The 16996-nt window shown below is 72.7% G+C and carries 18 protein-coding genes; 8 read left to right on the top strand and 10 right to left on the bottom strand.

Going from position 1 to position 16996, the window contains the following annotated elements; genetic code table 11:
• Positions 1 to 7: 7 nt before the first annotated feature.
• On the top strand, positions 8 to 862 hold the full coding sequence (locus tag BU198_RS05495; protein WP_188295704.1) for an alpha/beta fold hydrolase: 855 nt from the start codon (positions 8 to 10) through the stop codon (positions 860 to 862).
• 30 nt (positions 863 to 892) lie between these two features.
• On the opposite strand, the gene BU198_RS05490 is transcribed toward BU198_RS05495, so the two are convergent.
• The 3 genes from BU198_RS05490 to BU198_RS05480 form a co-directional block, all read right to left on the bottom strand.
• Positions 893 to 1867, bottom strand: a complete 975-nt coding sequence (locus tag BU198_RS05490) for a 2-hydroxyacid dehydrogenase (RefSeq protein ID WP_188295703.1) — start codon at positions 1865 to 1867, stop codon at positions 893 to 895.
• Positions 1868 to 1898: 31 nt separating this feature from the next.
• On the bottom strand, positions 1899 to 5906 hold the full coding sequence (gene fxsT, locus BU198_RS05485; RefSeq protein WP_188295702.1) for an FxSxx-COOH system tetratricopeptide repeat protein: 4008 nt from the start codon (positions 5904 to 5906) through the stop codon (positions 1899 to 1901).
• Positions 5907 to 5979: 73 nt separating this feature from the next.
• On the bottom strand, positions 5980 to 7542 hold the full coding sequence (locus BU198_RS05480) for a TIR-like protein FxsC (RefSeq protein ID WP_188295701.1): 1563 nt from the start codon (positions 7540 to 7542) through the stop codon (positions 5980 to 5982).
• Between the two features lie 197 nt (positions 7543 to 7739).
• On the opposite strand from BU198_RS05480, the gene BU198_RS05475 reads away from it, so the two are divergent.
• Positions 7740 to 7934 carry a DUF397 domain-containing protein gene (locus BU198_RS05475; protein WP_188295700.1) on the top strand — a complete coding sequence of 65 codons (195 nt, stop codon included), beginning with the start codon at positions 7740 to 7742 and terminating at the stop codon, positions 7932 to 7934.
• Positions 7935 to 7937: 3 nt separating this feature from the next.
• Here BU198_RS05475 and BU198_RS05470 read toward each other — a convergent pair whose 3' ends face one another.
• Positions 7938 to 8867, bottom strand: coding sequence for a helix-turn-helix transcriptional regulator (locus tag BU198_RS05470; RefSeq protein ID WP_188295699.1), 930 nt, complete (start codon positions 8865 to 8867; stop codon positions 7938 to 7940).
• A 63-nt stretch (positions 8868 to 8930) separates the two neighbouring features.
• Here BU198_RS05470 and BU198_RS05465 point away from each other — a divergent pair, with 63 nt between their 5' ends.
• Positions 8931 to 9134 carry a hypothetical protein gene (locus BU198_RS05465; protein WP_188295698.1) on the top strand — a complete coding sequence of 68 codons (204 nt, stop codon included), beginning with the start codon at positions 8931 to 8933 and terminating at the stop codon, positions 9132 to 9134.
• Positions 9131 to 9694 carry an NIPSNAP family protein gene (locus tag BU198_RS05460; protein WP_188295697.1) on the top strand — a complete coding sequence of 188 codons (564 nt, stop codon included), beginning with the start codon at positions 9131 to 9133 and terminating at the stop codon, positions 9692 to 9694. Before BU198_RS05465 ends, BU198_RS05460 begins: the two co-directional genes overlap by 4 nt.
• A 36-nt stretch (positions 9695 to 9730) precedes the next feature.
• Here the strand turns inward: BU198_RS05460 and BU198_RS05455 are convergent, their stop codons facing one another.
• Positions 9731 to 11236 (bottom strand): MBL fold metallo-hydrolase, encoded by a 1506-nt coding sequence (locus tag BU198_RS05455; protein ID WP_188295696.1) that lies wholly within the window; start codon positions 11234 to 11236, stop codon positions 9731 to 9733.
• A gap of 73 nt (positions 11237 to 11309) precedes the next feature.
• On the opposite strand from BU198_RS05455, the gene BU198_RS05450 reads away from it, so the two are divergent.
• The gene (locus tag BU198_RS05450) at positions 11310 to 11867 is read left to right on the top strand and encodes a TetR/AcrR family transcriptional regulator (protein WP_188295695.1); all 558 of its coding nucleotides are present in this window, start codon (positions 11310 to 11312) and stop codon (positions 11865 to 11867) included.
• 5 nt (positions 11868 to 11872) lie between these two features.
• Here BU198_RS05450 and BU198_RS05445 read toward each other — a convergent pair whose 3' ends face one another.
• Positions 11873 to 12115, bottom strand: a complete 243-nt coding sequence (locus BU198_RS05445) for a hypothetical protein (RefSeq protein ID WP_188295694.1) — start codon at positions 12113 to 12115, stop codon at positions 11873 to 11875.
• On the bottom strand, positions 12112 to 12480 hold the full coding sequence (locus BU198_RS05440) for an ATP-binding protein (protein ID WP_188295693.1): 369 nt from the start codon (positions 12478 to 12480) through the stop codon (positions 12112 to 12114). Before BU198_RS05440 ends, BU198_RS05445 begins: the two co-directional genes overlap by 4 nt.
• A gap of 138 nt (positions 12481 to 12618) precedes the next feature.
• Between BU198_RS05440 and BU198_RS05435 the strand changes: the two genes are divergently transcribed.
• Both BU198_RS05435 and BU198_RS05430 read left to right on the top strand, forming a co-directional pair.
• Positions 12619 to 13515 (top strand): helix-turn-helix domain-containing protein, encoded by an 897-nt coding sequence (locus tag BU198_RS05435; RefSeq protein ID WP_188295692.1) that lies wholly within the window; start codon positions 12619 to 12621, stop codon positions 13513 to 13515.
• A gap of 2 nt (positions 13516 to 13517) precedes the next feature.
• Complete coding sequence (locus BU198_RS05430) at positions 13518 to 13715, top strand: DUF397 domain-containing protein (protein WP_188295691.1); 198 nt, start codon at positions 13518 to 13520, stop codon at positions 13713 to 13715.
• A gap of 34 nt (positions 13716 to 13749) precedes the next feature.
• Here the strand turns inward: BU198_RS05430 and BU198_RS05425 are convergent, their stop codons facing one another.
• From BU198_RS05425 to BU198_RS43250, 3 genes are all read right to left on the bottom strand, one after another.
• The gene (locus tag BU198_RS05425) at positions 13750 to 14253 is read right to left on the bottom strand and encodes an N-acetyltransferase (RefSeq protein WP_188295690.1); all 504 of its coding nucleotides are present in this window, start codon (positions 14251 to 14253) and stop codon (positions 13750 to 13752) included.
• Positions 14254 to 14583: 330 nt separating this feature from the next.
• Positions 14584 to 15390, bottom strand: a complete 807-nt coding sequence (locus tag BU198_RS05420) for an AAC(3) family N-acetyltransferase (RefSeq protein ID WP_317619978.1) — start codon at positions 15388 to 15390, stop codon at positions 14584 to 14586.
• A gap of 112 nt (positions 15391 to 15502) precedes the next feature.
• Entirely contained in the window at positions 15503 to 16390 is an 888-nt protein-coding gene (locus BU198_RS43250; protein WP_317619977.1) for an aKG-HExxH-type peptide beta-hydroxylase, read from the bottom strand.
• Between the two features lie 165 nt (positions 16391 to 16555).
• On the opposite strand from BU198_RS43250, the gene BU198_RS05410 reads away from it, so the two are divergent.
• Positions 16556 to 16996: glycosyltransferase (locus tag BU198_RS05410; RefSeq protein WP_188295689.1), on the top strand; the 441-nt coding region annotated here is incomplete at its 3' end.

Genomic DNA, 16996 nt, shown 5'->3' with positions numbered 1-16996 from the left:
GTTACGGATGGTCAAAACGGCGGAGGACCGCACGCTCGCCGTCGAGTCCCTCGGCGACCCGCGCGGCCGGCCGGTGTTCCTGCTGCACGGCATGCCCGGCAGCCGGGTCGGCCCGCACCCGCGCAGCACCGTGCTGTACCGGCTGGGCGTCCGGCTGATCTCGTACGACCGGCCCGGCTACGGCGACTCGACCCGGCTGCTCGGCCGCCGGGTGAGCGCGGCCGCCGCGGACGTGCGGACCATCGCGGACGAGTTCGGGCTGGAGAGCTTCGCGGTGCTCGGCCGCTCCGGCGGCGGCCCGCACGCACTGGCCTGCGCGGCGCTGCTGCCGGAGCGGGTCAGCCGGGCCGCGGTGCTGGTCGGCCTCGCGCCGCGCACCGCGGCCGGCCTGGACTGGTACGCGGGGATGACCCCGTCCAACGTCCGCGCGTACCGGGAGGCCGAGCGCGGGCACGGCCGGATCGCCGACGCGATGGAGTTCCGCTCCCTCCAGATCAAGGACGACCCGGTCCGGCTGCTGAACGGCCTGCGCACCGAACTCTCCGCCGCCGACCGGGAGGTGGTGGCCGACAGCGGGCTGCGGCGGATGCTCCAGAGCAACTACCGGGAGGCGTTCCGGCACGGCGCCGACGGCTGGATCGACGACGTGCTGGCCTTCACCGCCGACTGGGGGTTCGAGGTCGGCTCGGTCCGGGTGCCGACCTGGCTCTGGCACGGCGCGGACGACCAGTTCTCGCCGGTCGACCACTCCCGCTGGCTGGCCGACCACATCCCGGGCGCCGAGCTGTTCCTGGAGCCCGGCGCCGCGCACTTCGGGGCGTTCCGGGTGATGACCACCGCGCTGGCCTGGGCGGCGGGCTGAGCACGCCCCCGGATCAGGGCTTCACCGGCCTCAGGGCTTCACCGGCGTCAGCGGCTCGCCGCCGTCCAGCACCGCCAGCACGTTGTCCACCGCCAGGCCGCCCATCGCCTGCCGGGTGCGGACGGTGGCGCTGCCCAGGTGCGGGGCGAGCACCGCGCGCTCCTGGGCGAGCAGCGCGGACGGGACGGCCGGCTCGTGCTCGAAGTTGTCCACGGCGGCGGCGAACAGCGCGCCGGACTCCAGCGCGGCGGCCAGCGCCTCCTCGTCCACCACGCCCGCGGTCATGCTGACCACCACCGCGCCGCGCGGCAGCAGGGCGAGCCTGCGGGCGTCCAGCAGGTGCCGGGTCTCCGCGCTGAACGGGCAGGTGACGACCAGCACGGTGGAGGTGGCGAGCAGTTCCTCCAGCGGCTTCCAGCCGGCGTCCCCGGCCTCCTCGGGCGGCAGTTCACGGCGGTTGTGGTAGCTGACCGGCATGTCGAAGGCGCGGGCCCGGCGGGCCACCGCCTGCCCGATCCGGCCCATCCCGAGCACGCCCAGCGGGGTGCCGGCCAGCTCCAGGCCGAGCAGGAAGTTCGGCGCCCAGGTCCAGGGGGTGCCGGCGCGCAGCAGCCGCTCGCCCTCGCCGAGCCGGCGGGTGGCGGCCAGCAGCAGCGCCCAGGCCATGTCGGCGGTGGCGGTGGTGAGCACGCCGGGGGTGTTGGTGACCAGGACGCCGCGTTCGGCGCAGGCGGCCACGTCCACGTTGTGGTAGCCGACGGCGTGGTTGGCGACGACGGCCAGCCGCGGCCCGGCCGCGTCCAGGAACTCGGCGTCCACCCGGTCGTCCAGGGTGGTGATCACGGCCCGCCGGCCGCGGACGGCGGCCAGCAGCCCGGCCCGGTCCATCGCCAGGTCGGAGTCGTGGCAGGTGACGGCGTGGTGCGCGGTGAGCCGTTCGATGACGCCGGGGGCGAGGCGCCGGGTGACCAGGACCGGGGGCGGGGGCGGGGTCTGCTCGATCATGGTTCCGCAGCGTACCCCCGCCCCTTCCCGGTCAGACCGGCTGCGGTTCCAGGTCCCGGTTGATCCGCTTCCAGCCGCGCGCGGAGACCGTGTTGGGGTGCTCCTCGCCGAACTGCCGGATCAGCTCGGAGATCGCCCTGGCCCGCAGTTCGGCGGCCTGGGTGTGCCGGCCCGCCGCCCGCAGGGTGATCGCCAGGTTGGCCTCGCAGGCCACCGCGTCCGGGTGCTCGGCGCTGTAGCGGCCGCACAGCCCCTGGTAGGCGGCCTGGCCGAGCCGTTCGGCGCGCTCCATCTGCCCGTCGTCCCCGTAGGCGTTGGCCAGGTTGATCATCGCGTTGAGGGTGTACGGGTGCTCCTGCCCGGCCGAGCGGGTCAGCCCGTCGACGGTGAGCCGGCCCCGCTCGATGGCCCCCTGGACGTCGCCGCTGCCCCGCAGGTAGATGCCGAGGTTGTTGGCGCAGGCCAGGGTGAACGGGTGCTCGTCGCCGAACAGCCGCCGGTGGCCCTCGAACACGGTGGAGCAGAGGTCGCGGGCGGCCTCCTTGTCGCCGGAGGCGCTGTGGTCGGCGGCCAGGTTGAGCGCGCAGGCGAGCGCGTCGGGGGCATCGGCGCCGTAGCGCTCCAGGTAGCGCTCGTAGGTCTCCTTGGTGATCCGGCGGGCCTCGGCGAGCTGGCCGATCCGGCGCAGCGAGACGGCGAGGGACTTGGCGTTGCGCAGGTTCTCGGGCAGGTCGGGGTCGAGGACGTCGCCGAGGTCGGAGGTGACTTCCTGGAGGAGGTTCACGGAGCCGCGGTAGTCGCCGAGTTCGCGCAGGTCGCGGGCGAGGTTGGACTTGGTGGAGAGGGTGTAGGGGTGTTTGGGGCCGAGGACGGCGGTGCGCCGGTCGAGGGTCTCCTGGTCGAGTTCGCGGGCGGCTTCGCTGTCGCCGACGAGCCGGTAGTCGATGGCCAGGTTGTTCGCCATGGAGAGGGTGCGCGGGTTGTCGTCGCCGAACAGTTCGCGGAACTGGTCGAGGATCTCGCGGTCGAGGTCGAGGGCGGCCTGGAAGCGGCCGAGCGCGCGGCGGTCGGCGCCGAGCGAGCCGGCCGTCATCAGGGTGTACGGGTGGTGCTCGCCGAGCAGGGCCCGCTGGCGTTCCAGGGTGTCCTCGTCCAGGGCCAGCGCCTCGCCGTAGTTGCCCTGGGAGCGCAGCACGTTGGCGAGCTGGAAGCGCAGCAGCAGGGTCTGCCGGTCGTCCTCGCCGAGCTTGCCGGTCCACTCCACGTCCAGGGCGTGGCCGAGGTCGCGGGCGCGGTCGAGTTCGCCGCGCTTCCACAGGTAGCGGACCCGGTCGATGAGCAGCTGGCGGGTGTCCGCCTCGTCGCAGTTGTGCGCCTTGGAGGGCGACAGGTGCGGCCAGATCTCGTCGAAGGCGGGCCAGTTGGCCGGGTCGTCGGTGTCGCCGAGGACGGGCCTGGCGCCGGTGAGGATGCGATGCACCTCGTGGACGGCGATCTCCTGCTCGTCGTCGCTCATCCCGGCCCGGATCACCGCCTGGACGAGCCGGTGCACCTGGAAGCTGTTACTGCCGGCGTCGACCTTGGCCAGCGCGTACCGGCCGATCGCCTGGATCACCTTGCCCAGCATGAACTTGTCGCTGAGGTCGGCGTCGAACTTCACCAGCGCCCGGATCATCTGGTCGCTGTAGAACAGGTTCATCGAGATCGGCTCGGGGGCGAAGAACGCGCAGAGCTGGAGCAGCCGGACGGCCGCCGGGGACTGCTGGCGCAGCCGTCCGATCGACACGTTCCAGGTCGCGGCGACCGGGGTCGGGTAGTCGGCCGGGCGGCCGACGGCCAGCGCGCGGGCGGCCTCGGCGTGCAGCTGGGTGACGTAGGTCTCCACCGGGGTGCCGGTGGTGTCCAGCCAGGCGGCGGCCACCTCGACGGCCAGCGGCAGGTCGCCGACGGCCTCGGCGACCCGGTCGGCGTCCGGGCGGGAGAGGCTGCGGGCGCGCCGGCACAGGTGCTCGACGCTCTCGCCGCGGGTGAAGACGTCGACCTCCAGCGCCTCGGCGTGCCCGGTCCAGGCCTGGTTGCGGGAGGTCACCAGGATGTGGCCGGAGCCGCCGGGGAAGAACCGGCGGATCTCGGCGGGCTCGTCGGCGTTGTCGAAGATCAGCAGCCAGCGCGAGGTCGGCACCCCGCGCCGCAGCGCCTCCCTGGCCGCCTCGGCGGCCTCGGTGACCGAGTCGCCGACCCGCAGGCCCAGCCGGCGGGCGAGTTCGGCGAGCGCCGGGGCGACCAGTTCGATCTGCTCGGCGTCGATCCACCAGACCAGGTCGTAGTCGGACATGAAGCGGTGGGCGTACTCCAGCGCCACCTGGGTCTTGCCGACGCCGCCGAGCCCGTAGAGCGTCTGCGGGGTGGGCAGCACGGCCGCCATGCCGCCGCGCAGTTGGTTGCGCAGCTGCTCCAGGACGGCGGCGCGGCCGGTGAAGGAGGGGTTGCGCGGCGGGACGTCCCACACCGAGGGCTTGCTGCCGGGGAAGCGCGGACCGCCGCTGGGCGCGTCGCCGAGCGCCACGTCACCGCGGTCCAGCGCGCGCAGCAGGCTCTGGACCGACTGCGCCTCGTCGCGGCCGACCAGGTCGACCGGGTTGCGGTTGCTGAACGGCGCGGTCAGGCGCACGTCGCCGACCCGGACGGGCAGCAGCTGGCGCCGGGTGCCGGAGGGGTCGGAGCTGACCACCGACTCCCACAGCGCCCTCGCCTGCGGGGAGCGCTGGTAGGCGGGCGAGAGCACGGCGACCGTCCGGTACGCGGAGTCGATGCCGCGCTCGGTCTCCTCGCGCGGGTCGGTGCCGGCGCTGAGGTCGCGCGGCAGCACCCGGAAGCCGGCCCTGGTCAGGACGGACTCGATCCAGTCCGCCCACATCCGGTCCTCGGGGACGTAGGAGAGGTAGAGGTCGGCGGGCACGGACGGGCGGCGGCGGGTGAAGGCGTCCACGTAGCGCAGCCGCAGTTCCTCGTCCAGCACCGGCAGCGAGCGGGCCCGGCCCTCGGTGATCTTCGAGGTGAGCCGCTCGCAGGCGGCCAGCATCGAGGTGGGCGTGCCGGTCTGGTCGCCGAAGGTCGCGAGGATCTCCTCGTAGGCGTAGAACGGCCGGTACGGGATCTCCACCTGCCCCCAGTACTGGGCGAGTTCCTCGCCGTTCAGGCCGGAGGGCAGGCCGTCGAAGCGGACCCGGGCGAGGGCCCGGCCGGCGTCCGCCTTCTCCTTCTCGCCCTCGTCGATGCGCATCGGCACGGGCAGGATGCGGATGCCGCGCTCGCGGTAGCGGTCGTGGATGTGCTGGGCGATCCGGGAGGCCCCGTCGATGGACTGGTCGCTGAGGGTGAAGCAGACCACCAGGTCGTCGGGCATCTGGACGGTGCAGATCTCGGCGATGTCGGACAGGCCGGTGCGCGAGTCGATCAGCACGTAGTCGTACCGCTTGGTCATGTCGGCCTTGAGGGCGTCGAAGAACTGCCCGCCGTCGAAGCGGTCGTAGAAGATGTCCCAGTCGAGGTGGGTGACGGCCTCGGAGTAGTCGCGGTTGAACTGGCCCGCGGAGAGGAAGTCCAGGCTGCCGCCGGCCGGGAAGTGCTGCCAGGTGAGCGAGAGCGCGTGCGGGTGCACCCGGGCGAAGTCCAGGTGCCAGCCCTCGGCGTGCTCGACCGGGCGCAGCGCCTCCTCGCGGTACTCGGCGATCAGGTCCATCATGCCGGTGGTGCCGGCCAGCGAGGCCGGGTCGAGGAACGGGTGGAAGAACTTGGCGAGGCCGGGCGCCTCCAGGTCCCAGTCCACGGTGAGCACCCGGAAGCCGTTGGCGGCCAGGATCCAGGCGGTGTTGGCCAGCGCCATGGTGCGGCCGGTGCCGCCCTTGTACGAGTAGAAGGTGATGATCCGGCCGTTGCGGTCCTGCTCCGCCGCGCGCCGCTCGGTCTCCCGCTGGGCGGCCAGGTCGGCGGGGGTGATGCCGCCGAGGCGGAGGTTCCTGGTGCGGTTGTCGCTCATGCGGACACCTCGCTGCGCTCGGCGGTCGCTTCGTGAGACGCGCGCCCTTCGATGATTCGCCGGCTTCGCTCGCTCATCGCGGTCCTCTTCCTCCCAGGGGCGCCATCCCGTCATCGGGTTCATCGCCGTCGTCGCGGTACGGGGTCTGCTCGCGGTACGGGTCGTGCTCTCGGTGCGAGGGCTGCTCTCGGTGCGAGGGCTGCTCTCGGTACGGGGTCTGCTCTCGGTACGGGTCGTCGCCGTTGGTCCGGCTCCGGCGGGTGGTGCGGCCGTTGCCGTTTCCGTTCCCGCTTCCGTTGCCGTTTCCGTTGGTTCTGCCGCTTCCGTCGGCGTCCTGGTCCTCGTCGAAGGGATCCACCGGGGCCCCGTCCGGTCCGTACCCGCCCCCTGCCCGCCGGAACGCGTCCCGCAGGCTCGGCCGGGGCGGCGGCGGTTCCTCCGGTTCGGCCCTGGTGCGGCCCTCGAAGGCGTACTTGGCCTTCATCGCCGCCCTGGGCAGCGCGTCGTCGAAGTCCTCCAGCGTGTGCAGCCCGGTCGGGCCGGTGGCGCCGAGGAAGCTCGGCCGGCTCGCCCGCCGGGTGATGCGCAGCGTCTCGTCGCTCAACTCTCCCAGTTCGTCCGCGCGTTCGCCGCACTCCGGGTCGTCGCCGTTGAACGGCTCCAGGATGCTCACCCAGGTGGCGTCCGAGCGGTCGAAGCGCCGGACCAGCTCGCGCCGGCGCGGGTCGCGCAGCGCCCACCGGTCGAGCAGCAGCAGGCCGGGCGCCTCGGCGCTGCCTCCGATGATCGACTCGACCTCCTCGTCGAACTCGTGCACGGTCGGCTGGAACCCCAGCTGCCTGGCCAGCCGGGCCGCGTGCTGGGCGATCGGCGTGCCGACCGGCCGGTACGGGTGCCAGTCGGTGCGCCGCTCGCCGTAGTAGTCGGGGCTGCGGTCGTCCGGCAACTCGCCCTGGTGGTAGGCGAGTACCGAGATCCGCAGCTGTTTGGTCGGGGCGGTGACGTTGAACGCGCTGGGGAGCGTGTTGAATTCGAGGCGGCGCCCGACCGGGATCACCGTCTCCTCCGCGACCTGCACGATCCGGGCCGCCAGCCGGTGCACGGCCAGCTCGTAGGCGGCGCGGAAGTAGCTGAGCTTCATCAGCGCGTACAGGCCCTCGGTGGCGTACTCGGGTCCGAAACTCGCGTGGTTGAACTGGAGTTCACCGGCCACGTTCGGCAGCCGGTAGCGGCTCATCGGCGCCCACAGCACCGGGACGATGCCGCTGGTGCGCTCGGAGTCGAGGTTCGCCGGGTAGACCTGGCGACGGGTGAATGCGTGCCATTCCTGGCCGCACGGGACGCTGTTGAAGTACCTCGGGGAGTAGAGGGGTACGAACACCCGGCACGAAGCCAACTCGTCGGACAGTCGTTCGGCCCACAGCTCACCCTGGTGCATGGACTCGTCCATGAAGCCGACCGCGGCCCCGTCCGGGACGGTGGTGAGCTGGAGCACCGCCTCGCAGAGGTCCCGGTACAGCTGCCTGACCCAGTGGTTCGGATCGCTCGCGCCCCGCGCACCGGCCTTGGGGGTGTGCGCGTAGGAGAGGAAGAAGTACGGCCGGGCGTCGTCCTCGTCCCAGCCCCGGTCAGTCACACGCGCCTCCCCCGGGCCCGTCGGCAACCTGCCTCCCGCAGCCCCCGTGCGGCGGGGCTTCAGTGTAGGAACGACTGACACCCCAATGGAATAGCACAACGTCTCGCACGAATTGACATGACCGAAACGATGCAGCCACCGTGCACAGGGAGCAGTACCCTCGTTCCGGCCGCCGCGCACCCTCCGGGAGGACATCCGTGAACCATCTCGACTGGCAGAGGTCCAGCACCAGCAGCGACAAGGACGACTGGATCGAGATCGCCTCCGAGGGCGACCACGTCTACATCCGCGAGTCCAACGACCCCACCCGCATCGTCACCACCACCCGGGTCAAGTTCAACGCCTGGGTCCTCGGGGCCAAGGCCGGCGAGTTCGACCACTTCGTCGCCTGAGGGTCACCCCGGGTAGCGGGCCGCCAGGGTCCGCACCGTCGCGGTGATGCGGTCACGGAGTTCGGCCGGTTCCAGCACCTCGACGTCGGCGCCGAGCCGCAGGAACTCCCCGTGGGCGTGGTCGACCGACTCGATCGGCACCCGGGCCCGCGTCCAGCCGTCGCCCCCGGGTGCCAGGCCGAGCCGTCGGGCGCCCTCCGGGGTGAGCCGGACCAGCGCCTCCCCGGTGTGCAACCGGGCCCGGAAGCCGGCGAGGTGGCCCGTCCAGTACGCGCCCAGGTCGAAGCCGGCCGCCGGCTCGAACTCCTCGGCCAGGTCGCGCAGTCCGATGATCTGATCGACTCGGTACGTGCGCATCCCGGACGGACCGGCGGCCACCAGGTACCAGCGCCCGGCCTTGAGCACCAGCCCGTACGGGTCCACCCGCCGCTCGATCTCCTCCGGCGCCCGCCAGCGCCGGTACCGCAGGACCACCGACCGCCGCTCCCACACCGCGGCGGCGACGGCGGCGAGGTGCGGGGTGTCGTCCGCGTCGGCGTACCAGCCGGGCGCGTCGAGCAGGAAGCGCTCCTGGATCCGCCCGGCTCGCTCGCGCAGCTCCGCCGGAAGGGCCGCCGTCAGCTTGAGCCGGGCGGCGGCGAGCGCCTCGCCGAGGCCCAGCTCGGCGGCGGCCCCCGGGAGTGCGGCGAGGAAGACGGCCTGTGCCTCGTCGGCGGTCAGCCCGGTGAGCCGGGTCCGGTAGCCGTCGACCAGCCGGTACCCACCGGCGTGCCCGGCGTCGCCGTACAGCGGGATGCCGGCGGCCGCGAGCGCCTGCACGTCCCGGTAGACGGTGCGGACGGAGACCTCCAGCTCCCTCGCCAGCTGCCCGGCGGTCATCCGGCCCCGGTTCTGGAGCAGCAGGAGCAGGGAGACCAGCCGACTCGCGCGCATGCCGCCCAGTATCCCGGTCTTCCCTGACACGAGATGTCAGGGGACGGGCCCTAGCCTCCCCGCATGAACGTCGCTTCCGCGCACGGGTCCTGGAACGTGACAGACCGCCGCCGCACCGCACCGCACGCCGCACCGCACGCCGCACCGCCCGCCGCACCGCCCGCCGCACCACCCACTGGAGGCGCCGCCCGGGAGGAGTTCCCCGGCCACCGCGCGATCCCGCCGCTGTCCGAGCGCGCCGGCACCGTCGACGGGCCCGGCGCGTGAACCTCGTCGTCGAACTCCGCCAGTACACCCTGCGTCCCGGCACCCGGGAGACCCTGATCGAGCTGTTCGAGCGCGAGTTCGTGACCGGCCAGCAGGCCGTCGGCATCACCCTCGGCGGGCGCTTCCGCGACCTGGACGACCCGGACCGCTTCGTCTGGCTGCGCGCCTTCCCCTCGATGCCCGAGCGCCGCCGCGCCCTGGAGGCCTTCTACGGCGGCCCGGTGTGGCGGGAGCACCGCGACGCGGCCAACGCCACCATGCTCGACAGCGACGACGTCCTGCTGCTGCGCGGCCCGGGCTTCGCCCCGGAACCGGGTGCCCGCGAGGTGCTCGCCACCGTCTGCCACCCCACCGGCGCGGCCGCCTTCGACGTCCACGCCGGCCGCCACCTGGGCCCGGAGCACGCGGTGCACCGCACCGAGCACGCCGAGAACGACTTCCCCCGGCTGCCCGTCCGCACCGGCGAGGACGTCCGGGTCTGGTTCGGGCCCGCCGAACCGCCGCCCTGGCCGTACCGGCGGCTGCGGCTTCAGCCGGTGACAGCGTGGGAAGTCGGCTGAGCCGACGTCCCACGCAGCCGGGGTCCCGCGCCCGGCCTACGCGTTCACCCCGGCCAGCCAAGCGTCGACGGGCACCCCGCAGGAGTTGAGGATGCCCGCGATCGTCCCGTACGTCCCGACCAGGGCCAGGAGTTCCAGCACCTGCGCCTCGGAGTGCCGTTCGACCAGGGACTGCCAGGTGTCCGGGGCGAGCGCGTGCCCGTCGTGCAGCTCGTCGACGGCCCGCAGCAGGGTGCGGTCGGCCTCGGTCCAGTCGGGGTGCTCCGGGCCGTCCGGCACCCGGGCGATCTCGGGCCCGGTCAGCCCGGCCGCGGCACCGAGCCGGACGTGGTGCTCCCACTCGTACGCCGAACCGGTGCGGTGCGCGGTGCGGAGGACGGCCAGTTCCCGCTCACGGAACGGCAGCAGGCCCTGGTTGAGCTGGGCGAGCAGGGGCGCCAGGGCGACCAGCAGGTCGGGGTGGTGGCCGATGGTGGCCAGGACGTTGAGCACCGGGCGGCCTGCCAGCGGACCGGCGCCGTCGGTGAACAGGGCGGCCACGGGGCCCTCCAGCCGTCCGGCGAGGGCGGCGATCTCGGCGGCGGGCCGCGGTGCCAGCCGGGGCGCCGGCCGGGCCCCTGCGGTGAACTCGTCCAGCCTGACCAGCAGTTCCTCCTCGACCGGGGTTCCGTCACCGTTCAGTTCGCGGTACACGGCACCGACGTTGAGCAGCAGCCGCTCGCGGTCGTCCCAGTCCGCGAAGCCGTCCAGGTCCATCTCCTGCGCGGCCCGCAGCACCGGGGTGCCCGCCCGGTGCGCGCGTGTGGCGTGGTCGCGGACCCGCTCCAGGTAGCCGCGGAAGGTGCGGACCTCGGGCTTGCCGACGACCGGGCCGTGCCCGGGCACGATCGTCTCGACGTCCAGGCCGAGGATCAGGTCGCAGGCGGCGATCCAGCGCTCCACCGGGCCGCTGTGGATCACCGGGTGGCCGCCGACGAACAGGATGTCCCCGGCGAACAGCACGCCGGCGTCGGGCACGTGGACCAGGACGTCGCCCCGGGTGTGGGCGGGGCCGACCTCGATGAGCCGGACGGTGCGCCGCCCGACGGCGACCTCCAGTTCGCCGCTGAAGGTCCGGTTCGGCAGGGCCGGGGCGATGCCGGTGAAGTCGAAGGCCTGCCGCATGTCCCGGACGACGCGCGGGAGCGGCACGTCGCCCGGCGCCGCGAGCAGTTCGTGGAGGTGGTCGCGGCCCATGTCGGCCGCGGCGGCCTCGGAGGCGATGACGGTGGCGTGCGGGAGCAGCTGGTTGCCCCACCAGTGGTCGCCGTCGCTGTGGCTGTTGACCAGGGTGTCGACGGTGACGGCGGGCAGCGTCCGCGAGACGGCGGCGAGCAGGTCCCGGGTCTGCGGGACGGTGAACAGGGTGTCGACGAGCAGCGCCTCGCCGCCGGAGACGATCAGCCCGGCGTTGCTGAGGCCCCAGGAGCCGTTCGGCTGAAGGTAGGCGTAGGTGTCGTCGGCGATCTCGTGCAGGCCGAGGGTGTACGGGACGGTCATCATGACCTCCTCGCTAGATGTACTGGAGGCTTAACATATACTCCAGTACACCAGTGGATTCAAGTACACTTTTCTCGTGACCTCGCCGAACCGACACGACCAGCGCCGCACCGCGACCCGGGAACGGCTGCTCAGCGCGGCCCTGGAGCTGTTCGCCACCCAGGGATACGCGGCCACCACCTACGACCACATCGCCGAACGCGCGGACGTGGGACGACAGACGGCCTTCAACCACTTCCGCCGCAAGGAGGACTTCGTCACCGCCTGGGTCCGGCAGCGGCACGAGGCACTGGAGAGCGCGACCGGCGACGGCTCCGCTATGGAGGCGCTCACGGACGCCCTGCGCACCCTCGCGCACCTCAACGAGCGGGAGTACGCGCTGGCGAAGGAGCTGCACGACAGCGGAGTACTCCACGCCGCCTTCGCCCTCGGCGCCGCGACGCCCGCCGCATTCACCACCGCCGCCCGCCGGGGCGGACTCCGCCCCGAAGCAGACCCGGAAGCCGTCGCCGACCTGCTGTTCGACACCTACATCACGACCCTCGGCCGCTGGCTCGCCGCCGACGCGGGCTACCCCCTCGCCGACGCCCTGCTCACCCGGCTCGACCTCCTCGCCTCAGGCTTCAGTGCTTGAGCCTGTCACCGGTGACGCTTGAACTCGCGCAGGAGTGCGAGGAGGTTGATCACGGTGCTGGCCGGAACGTTGCCCAGGGAGACCAGGATTTGACCGTCCAGGATGACCTCCCCGGACTGGGCGGAGGGCCACAGGAGGCCGAACTCGCGGCCTTCGGTGCGGAGTTCCACGATCAGCCCGCCGAGCTGCCGGCTGGTGAGGTGACGGATCGCGGGATCGCCGGGCCGGATGGGGTAGAGCGCGTTCACGCGGCACCGTCCAACTCGAACCAGACCCGCTTCCCGAGCTTCTGGAGCTCCGCACCCCAGCGGTGGGTGAGACCCTCCACCAGCTGAAGGCCGCGACCCGACTCGGCCCGGAGGTCGGTCTTCTGACGCTGCGGCAGCTCGGAGCTGCGGTCCGCGACGGTGACGCGGAGGGTGCTTCCGGAGTAGACGACCGTGACGACGGGCGAGAGGGTCGCCCCGTGCCGCCAGGCGTTCACAACCAGCTCGATCATCGCGAGTTCGGCATCCCCGATGGAGGAGTCGGGGTACCCGGCGCGCGACATCGCGTCGCGCAACACCTCGCGGGACACGGCGAGGGAGGGGGAGTTGAGGCGGGGGTCACACATGGGGAATCTCCCATCAGCTCAAATGAGCTACGCACGGAGAGACCTGACGCCCCATCCGGCGAGCAGTGCAGTGAAACTTTAGGGCATTTCCATCAAAGTTGGCAACACTCTCCGCGCATGCCTCTACACTTTCCGTAGGTGACGATCCGCGAGGAAGGTATGCCCATGGCATTCGGGAGTGGGATCAGCGAACGTCAGCGGCGTCTCGGCGAAGAGCTTCGCAGGACACGCGATGCCGCTGGACGCTCAGCGGTGGAGATCGGGCAGGCAATCGGCGTGAAGGGTCCCGCCGTCAGCCACATCGAGTCAGGCAGGATGGGCCTAAATCTTCCACGACTGAACATCTGGCTCGACCTGTGCGACATCACGGACCCCGACTACCGGGCCGGCCTCGCCGCCATGAGTGAGAGTTCAGGCAAGGGCTGGTGGACCGAGTTCAAGACCCACGTCACACGAAGCTCGCTCGACCTGGCCGAGGCGGAGGCTCGCGCAACAGGCTTGGACAACTATGAATCCCTGCTGATCCCGGGCCTCTTGCAGACCAAGGCCTACAGCGAGGTCATCCAGGGATACACCGAGAAGAAGGTCGAGTTCCGCCACGAACGTCACAAGGTCCTGGCGGGCAAGAACGCCCCGCCGTACCGGGCCGTGATCCACGAAGCGGCCCTGCACATGATGTACGGAGGAGCAACGGTCATGTGGGACCAGCTGAATCATCTGATCGAGATGAGCAAGCTTCCCAACGTGACGATCCAGATCCTCCCGTTCGACTGCATCACATTCGCGTCGAACGACACGCCCTTCCTGCTGATCCGCGGCGCTCACACCCGGCTTGGCACGGTGCTCCTCGAACATCCACATGGATCCAACTTCCTCGGCGACCCCGAGGTCGTGACAACATTTGACCGGAAGTTCGACCGACTCAGGGGCTTGGCCCTCCCGCCCTTGTCTGCGGCGAAATCCGCGTCGTCACCCGCCGATCGGGACTCGTTGGGTTTGATCCAGCACATTCGCTACAAGGTCCAGGGAAGATAGCCATGCACCAGCTCAACTGGCAGAAGTCCAGCTTCAGCAGCGACCAGGCCAACTGTGTCGAGATCGCTTCCGCCGGCGAGTTGGTCTACATCCGCGAGTCCGACGACCCCACTACCGTCGTCACCACCACCCACGCCAAGCTCCACGCCTGGATTCGCGGCGCCAAGGCCGGCGAGTTCGACCACCTCATCGAACCCTGACCTCGTCCCCCGTGCCCCGGGGGACGAGGTCGGCTCACGCCTCGGGGTGCGCGGGCAGGGCGAGCCAGTCCGGCCAGGAGATCCCCCGGCCGAGGAAGCGCGGCTGCTCGAACGGCCAGTCGGCGGCGATCCACTGCGGCACCAGCGCGTCAAACGCCTGCTCGACCTCGCTGCCCACCAGCTCGTCCACCACCCACCAGGCGATCTCACCGTCCGCGCCGGCCTTCGCGGGCGGGTCGATGTAGACGCAGCCGAGCAGGGCCGTCTCCGCCGCGTCGAACAGCGCGTAGTTGAACGACTGGTGCGCGGCGATCTCCTTCTCGTGCCGCAACAGGTCGGCCTGGTTGGCCTCGTAGGTCATGGTGGCCGCCGGCCAGCCCCACGCCGGGCCGAAGATGGTGAACAGCCGCTCGCGCGAGCCCGTCACGGCCGGATAGTCGAGCGACGCATCCGCCTCCCGGACCGGCCGCAGGTGATGGGCCCCGCCCGGCAGCGGCACCTGGACGGGATGGACGAAGTCATCGGGAAGCCAGCTCATGGCGCCCGACCGTAGCACCGCCCGGGCGCCCACTCGCCTGGATTTCTTCGGCCCCTACGCCAACCGCTCTCCCCCGTTCCGGCGGCCTGCGCAGGGTTCGCCATCCGGCCCGTGCCCCCGGCGTCCTGGGGCACGGGGCCGTTGGCATTTCCTCGCTTCGGAGGGAGGTCATGCATGAGAAGTCGGCCTGGCCGACTTCTCACGCACGCGACCGCCTGCCGGGCGGGCGGGCGGGGTGGGGCGGCGGGGTGGGTGTGGGGGCGGGGGGTGTGGGGGCGGGGGGTGGGAAACGGTGGGATCGAAGAGCGGAGGTGGAAACGAAGGCGGGTTTCAGGGGCGGACGCGGCGCAGGATCTGTTCGGCGAGGTCGACCGCCTCCCGGATCGGGACGAGGCGGCAGTCGGCGGTGCCGATCCGGCCGGTGGTGATGCCGCGGGCGGTGCGCAGGACCTCGGCGCCGAGCGGGCCGAAGTGGAGGTCGTCCAGGTCGGGGGCCCGGAAGGTGGTCCAGCCGTCGGGGCCGACGCAGCGGTACTCGCGCACCGGGACGTCGGGCATCCGCAGGTCGGCCAGGTGGAAGGCGGTCAAGCGGCTCATCGGGACGCCGAGCATCAGCACCCGGGCGTCCAGTGCGTAGAGCCGCCCCAGCGGCGACTCGGGGCCCAGGTGGGAGGTCAGCGGGTGGTGCTCGGTGACCTCCCGGGCGCGCCGGCCCACCGCTGCCCAGGAGGTCTGCGGGTGCCGGCTCCGCAGCGCCGCCGGGTGCGTGCGGATCGCTTCCGACAGCGCCCCCATGGAGGGCGACGCCGGGGTGGTGGCCGGATCGAAGCGGGGCATCCCGGCCTGGTAGTCGGCCACCTCCGCCGGGGAGAGACCGGCGGTGGCGGACTGGTGGACGCGGGAGGTGGCGGAGTTCTCGGGCGTGGCGGTGTAGGCGACCAGGGTGCCGTCGGGGCCCAGCACTTCGAGCAGGGCCCCGACCATGGCGACCGCCCCGCCCGGCACCGGCCCGAGGGCGCGCAGGGACGCCTGGACGTGCAGCACCGTGCCCGGACGGATCCCGAGGCCGGCGAACGCGGGGACGAGCGGGTGGACAGCGGGGGCGACGGGGGCGACAGGGGCAGCGACGGGAATCACGGGGGTGGCGACGGCGACGCCGCCGGCGCGGGTTTCGGTGAGGATGGCGATCCTCCGGGGGGATCGGGGGCCCCGGGCGAGGGAGGACCCGGGGCGGCACGAGTGGGGAAGGTCAGACCCCGGCCCGGTCCCGTCGCGCCCGGTCGGCCGCCTGCTCGGCGGCGGCGGGCAGCGGCAGGGCGAGCCAGGGTGTCACGGTGGCACGCATGCCGTCGGCGAAGCGCAGGCCGGTCCCGGTCAGGGCCCCGGTCGACGCCAGCCGCTCCACCGCCTCGGCGGTGTACCGCCGCCAGAGCGCGAACTGTGCCCGCGCCCGGTCGGCGGCCTCTCCCGGCAGTCCGTCGTACGCGAGGGTGCGGGTGCCCCAGTACTCGGTGACGGCCAGGTGGGCGTACGTGCCCTGGAACAGCCCTTCGAGCGGCCGGGGGTCGGGCCGCCAGGGCGCGAAGTACAGCTCGGTGTCGGCGCGGTCGTACAGGTCCGTCAGGTCCAGTACGGCGCCGAGCTTGACGTGCTGGAACTCGTGGGCGAGCAGCAGTGCGAGGGTCGGCGCGGTGGCGGGCCTGGCGATACCGACCGCGCCGTACGCCTGCCGGGCCGCCGAGCTGACGTCCCGGCCGGCCGGTCCGGGACGCAACGGGGTGACCGTCGTCAGGCCGGCCCTGATGCCCTCCGCGTACCCGGGCAGGTCCCGCCCGAGCAGCTCCCAGGCCTCGCGCAACGCGCCCGTCCAGTCGAGCAGTTCGCTCTCGGAGAGGCGGTCGGCGACCGGGTGGTCGTGGCAGTCGCGCAGCGGATCGCCGTCCTCCAGGGCGACCGTCCAGCCGTCGGCCAGCCGGACCCGCAGCAGCGGTTCGTCGACACCGGTGCGCACCGAGCCGTCGGACGCCCGGACCTCGAAACCGTCCGACCGTCCGGTGACCACGGCCTCGCCGTCGGGCACGGCGATCCGCCCGAGCGTCGGCAGGTGCAGCCGGCCGCCCCGGACGGGCACCGCCACCGCGTCGCCCCGGCCGGCCCGCACCGCGGCCGCCGCGGCGCACCGGCTGGCCCTCGGGCTGGCGGCGGCCTTCCTGCTGGCGCCCGCCGGACGGTTCGGCTACCTCGCGCTGCCGCTCGTCCTCGTCCTGCTCTCCCGCTCCCTCACCGCTCCGAAAGGCCTGCCATGGGCACCACCCTCGTCGTCACCAACGACTTCCCGCCGCGTCAGGGCGGCATCGAAACCTTCGTCCGGGCCATGGCCGACCGCGTCCCCGGCGACGACGTCGTGGTCTACACCTCGGCCGAGCCCGGCGCCGAGCGCCACGATGCCGCTCTCCCCTACCCGGTGATCCGCGACCGCTCCCGCACCCTGCTGCCCACCCCGCGCGCCACCCGCAGGGCCGCCGGAATAGCCCGCGCGCACGGCTGCGACCGGGTCTGGTTCGGCGCCGCCGCGCCGCTCGCCGCGATGGCGCCCGGTCTGCGGCGGCTGGCGCCGGACATCCGGCGCACCGTCGCCACCACGCACGGCCACGAGATCTGGTGGGCCCGTACCCCCGGCGCCCGCCGCCTGCTGCGCCGGATCGGGCGCGGTACGGACGTGGTCACCTACCTCGGCGAGTAC

The organism is Streptomyces sp. CBMA156, assembly GCF_014596515.1.
Classification (GTDB): domain Bacteria; phylum Actinomycetota; class Actinomycetes; order Streptomycetales; family Streptomycetaceae; genus Kitasatospora.
Note: the sequence above shows the minus strand (reverse complement) of the source record. Positions and strands in the feature narration are given on the sequence as shown.

Excerpts from the sequence above, each read along its gene's own strand:
- BU198_RS05495 (WP_188295704.1), top strand. The coding sequence starts at position 8 with ATGGTCAAAACGGCGGAGGACCGCACGCTCGCCGTCGAGTCCCTCGGC.
- BU198_RS05490 (WP_188295703.1), bottom strand. The coding sequence starts at position 1,867 with ATGATCGAGCAGACCCCGCCCCCGCCCCCGGTCCTGGTCACCCGGCGC.
- fxsT (WP_188295702.1), bottom strand. The coding sequence starts at position 5,906 with ATGAGCGACAACCGCACCAGGAACCTCCGCCTCGGCGGCATCACCCCC.
- BU198_RS05470 (WP_188295699.1), bottom strand. The coding sequence starts at position 8,867 with ATGCGCGCGAGTCGGCTGGTCTCCCTGCTCCTGCTGCTCCAGAACCGG.
- BU198_RS05465 (WP_188295698.1), top strand. The coding sequence starts at position 8,931 with ATGAACGTCGCTTCCGCGCACGGGTCCTGGAACGTGACAGACCGCCGC.
- BU198_RS05455 (WP_188295696.1), bottom strand. The coding sequence starts at position 11,236 with ATGATGACCGTCCCGTACACCCTCGGCCTGCACGAGATCGCCGACGAC.
- BU198_RS05440 (WP_188295693.1), bottom strand. The coding sequence starts at position 12,480 with ATGTGTGACCCCCGCCTCAACTCCCCCTCCCTCGCCGTGTCCCGCGAG.
- BU198_RS05430 (WP_188295691.1), top strand. The coding sequence starts at position 13,518 with ATGCACCAGCTCAACTGGCAGAAGTCCAGCTTCAGCAGCGACCAGGCC.
- BU198_RS05425 (WP_188295690.1), bottom strand. The coding sequence starts at position 14,253 with ATGAGCTGGCTTCCCGATGACTTCGTCCATCCCGTCCAGGTGCCGCTG.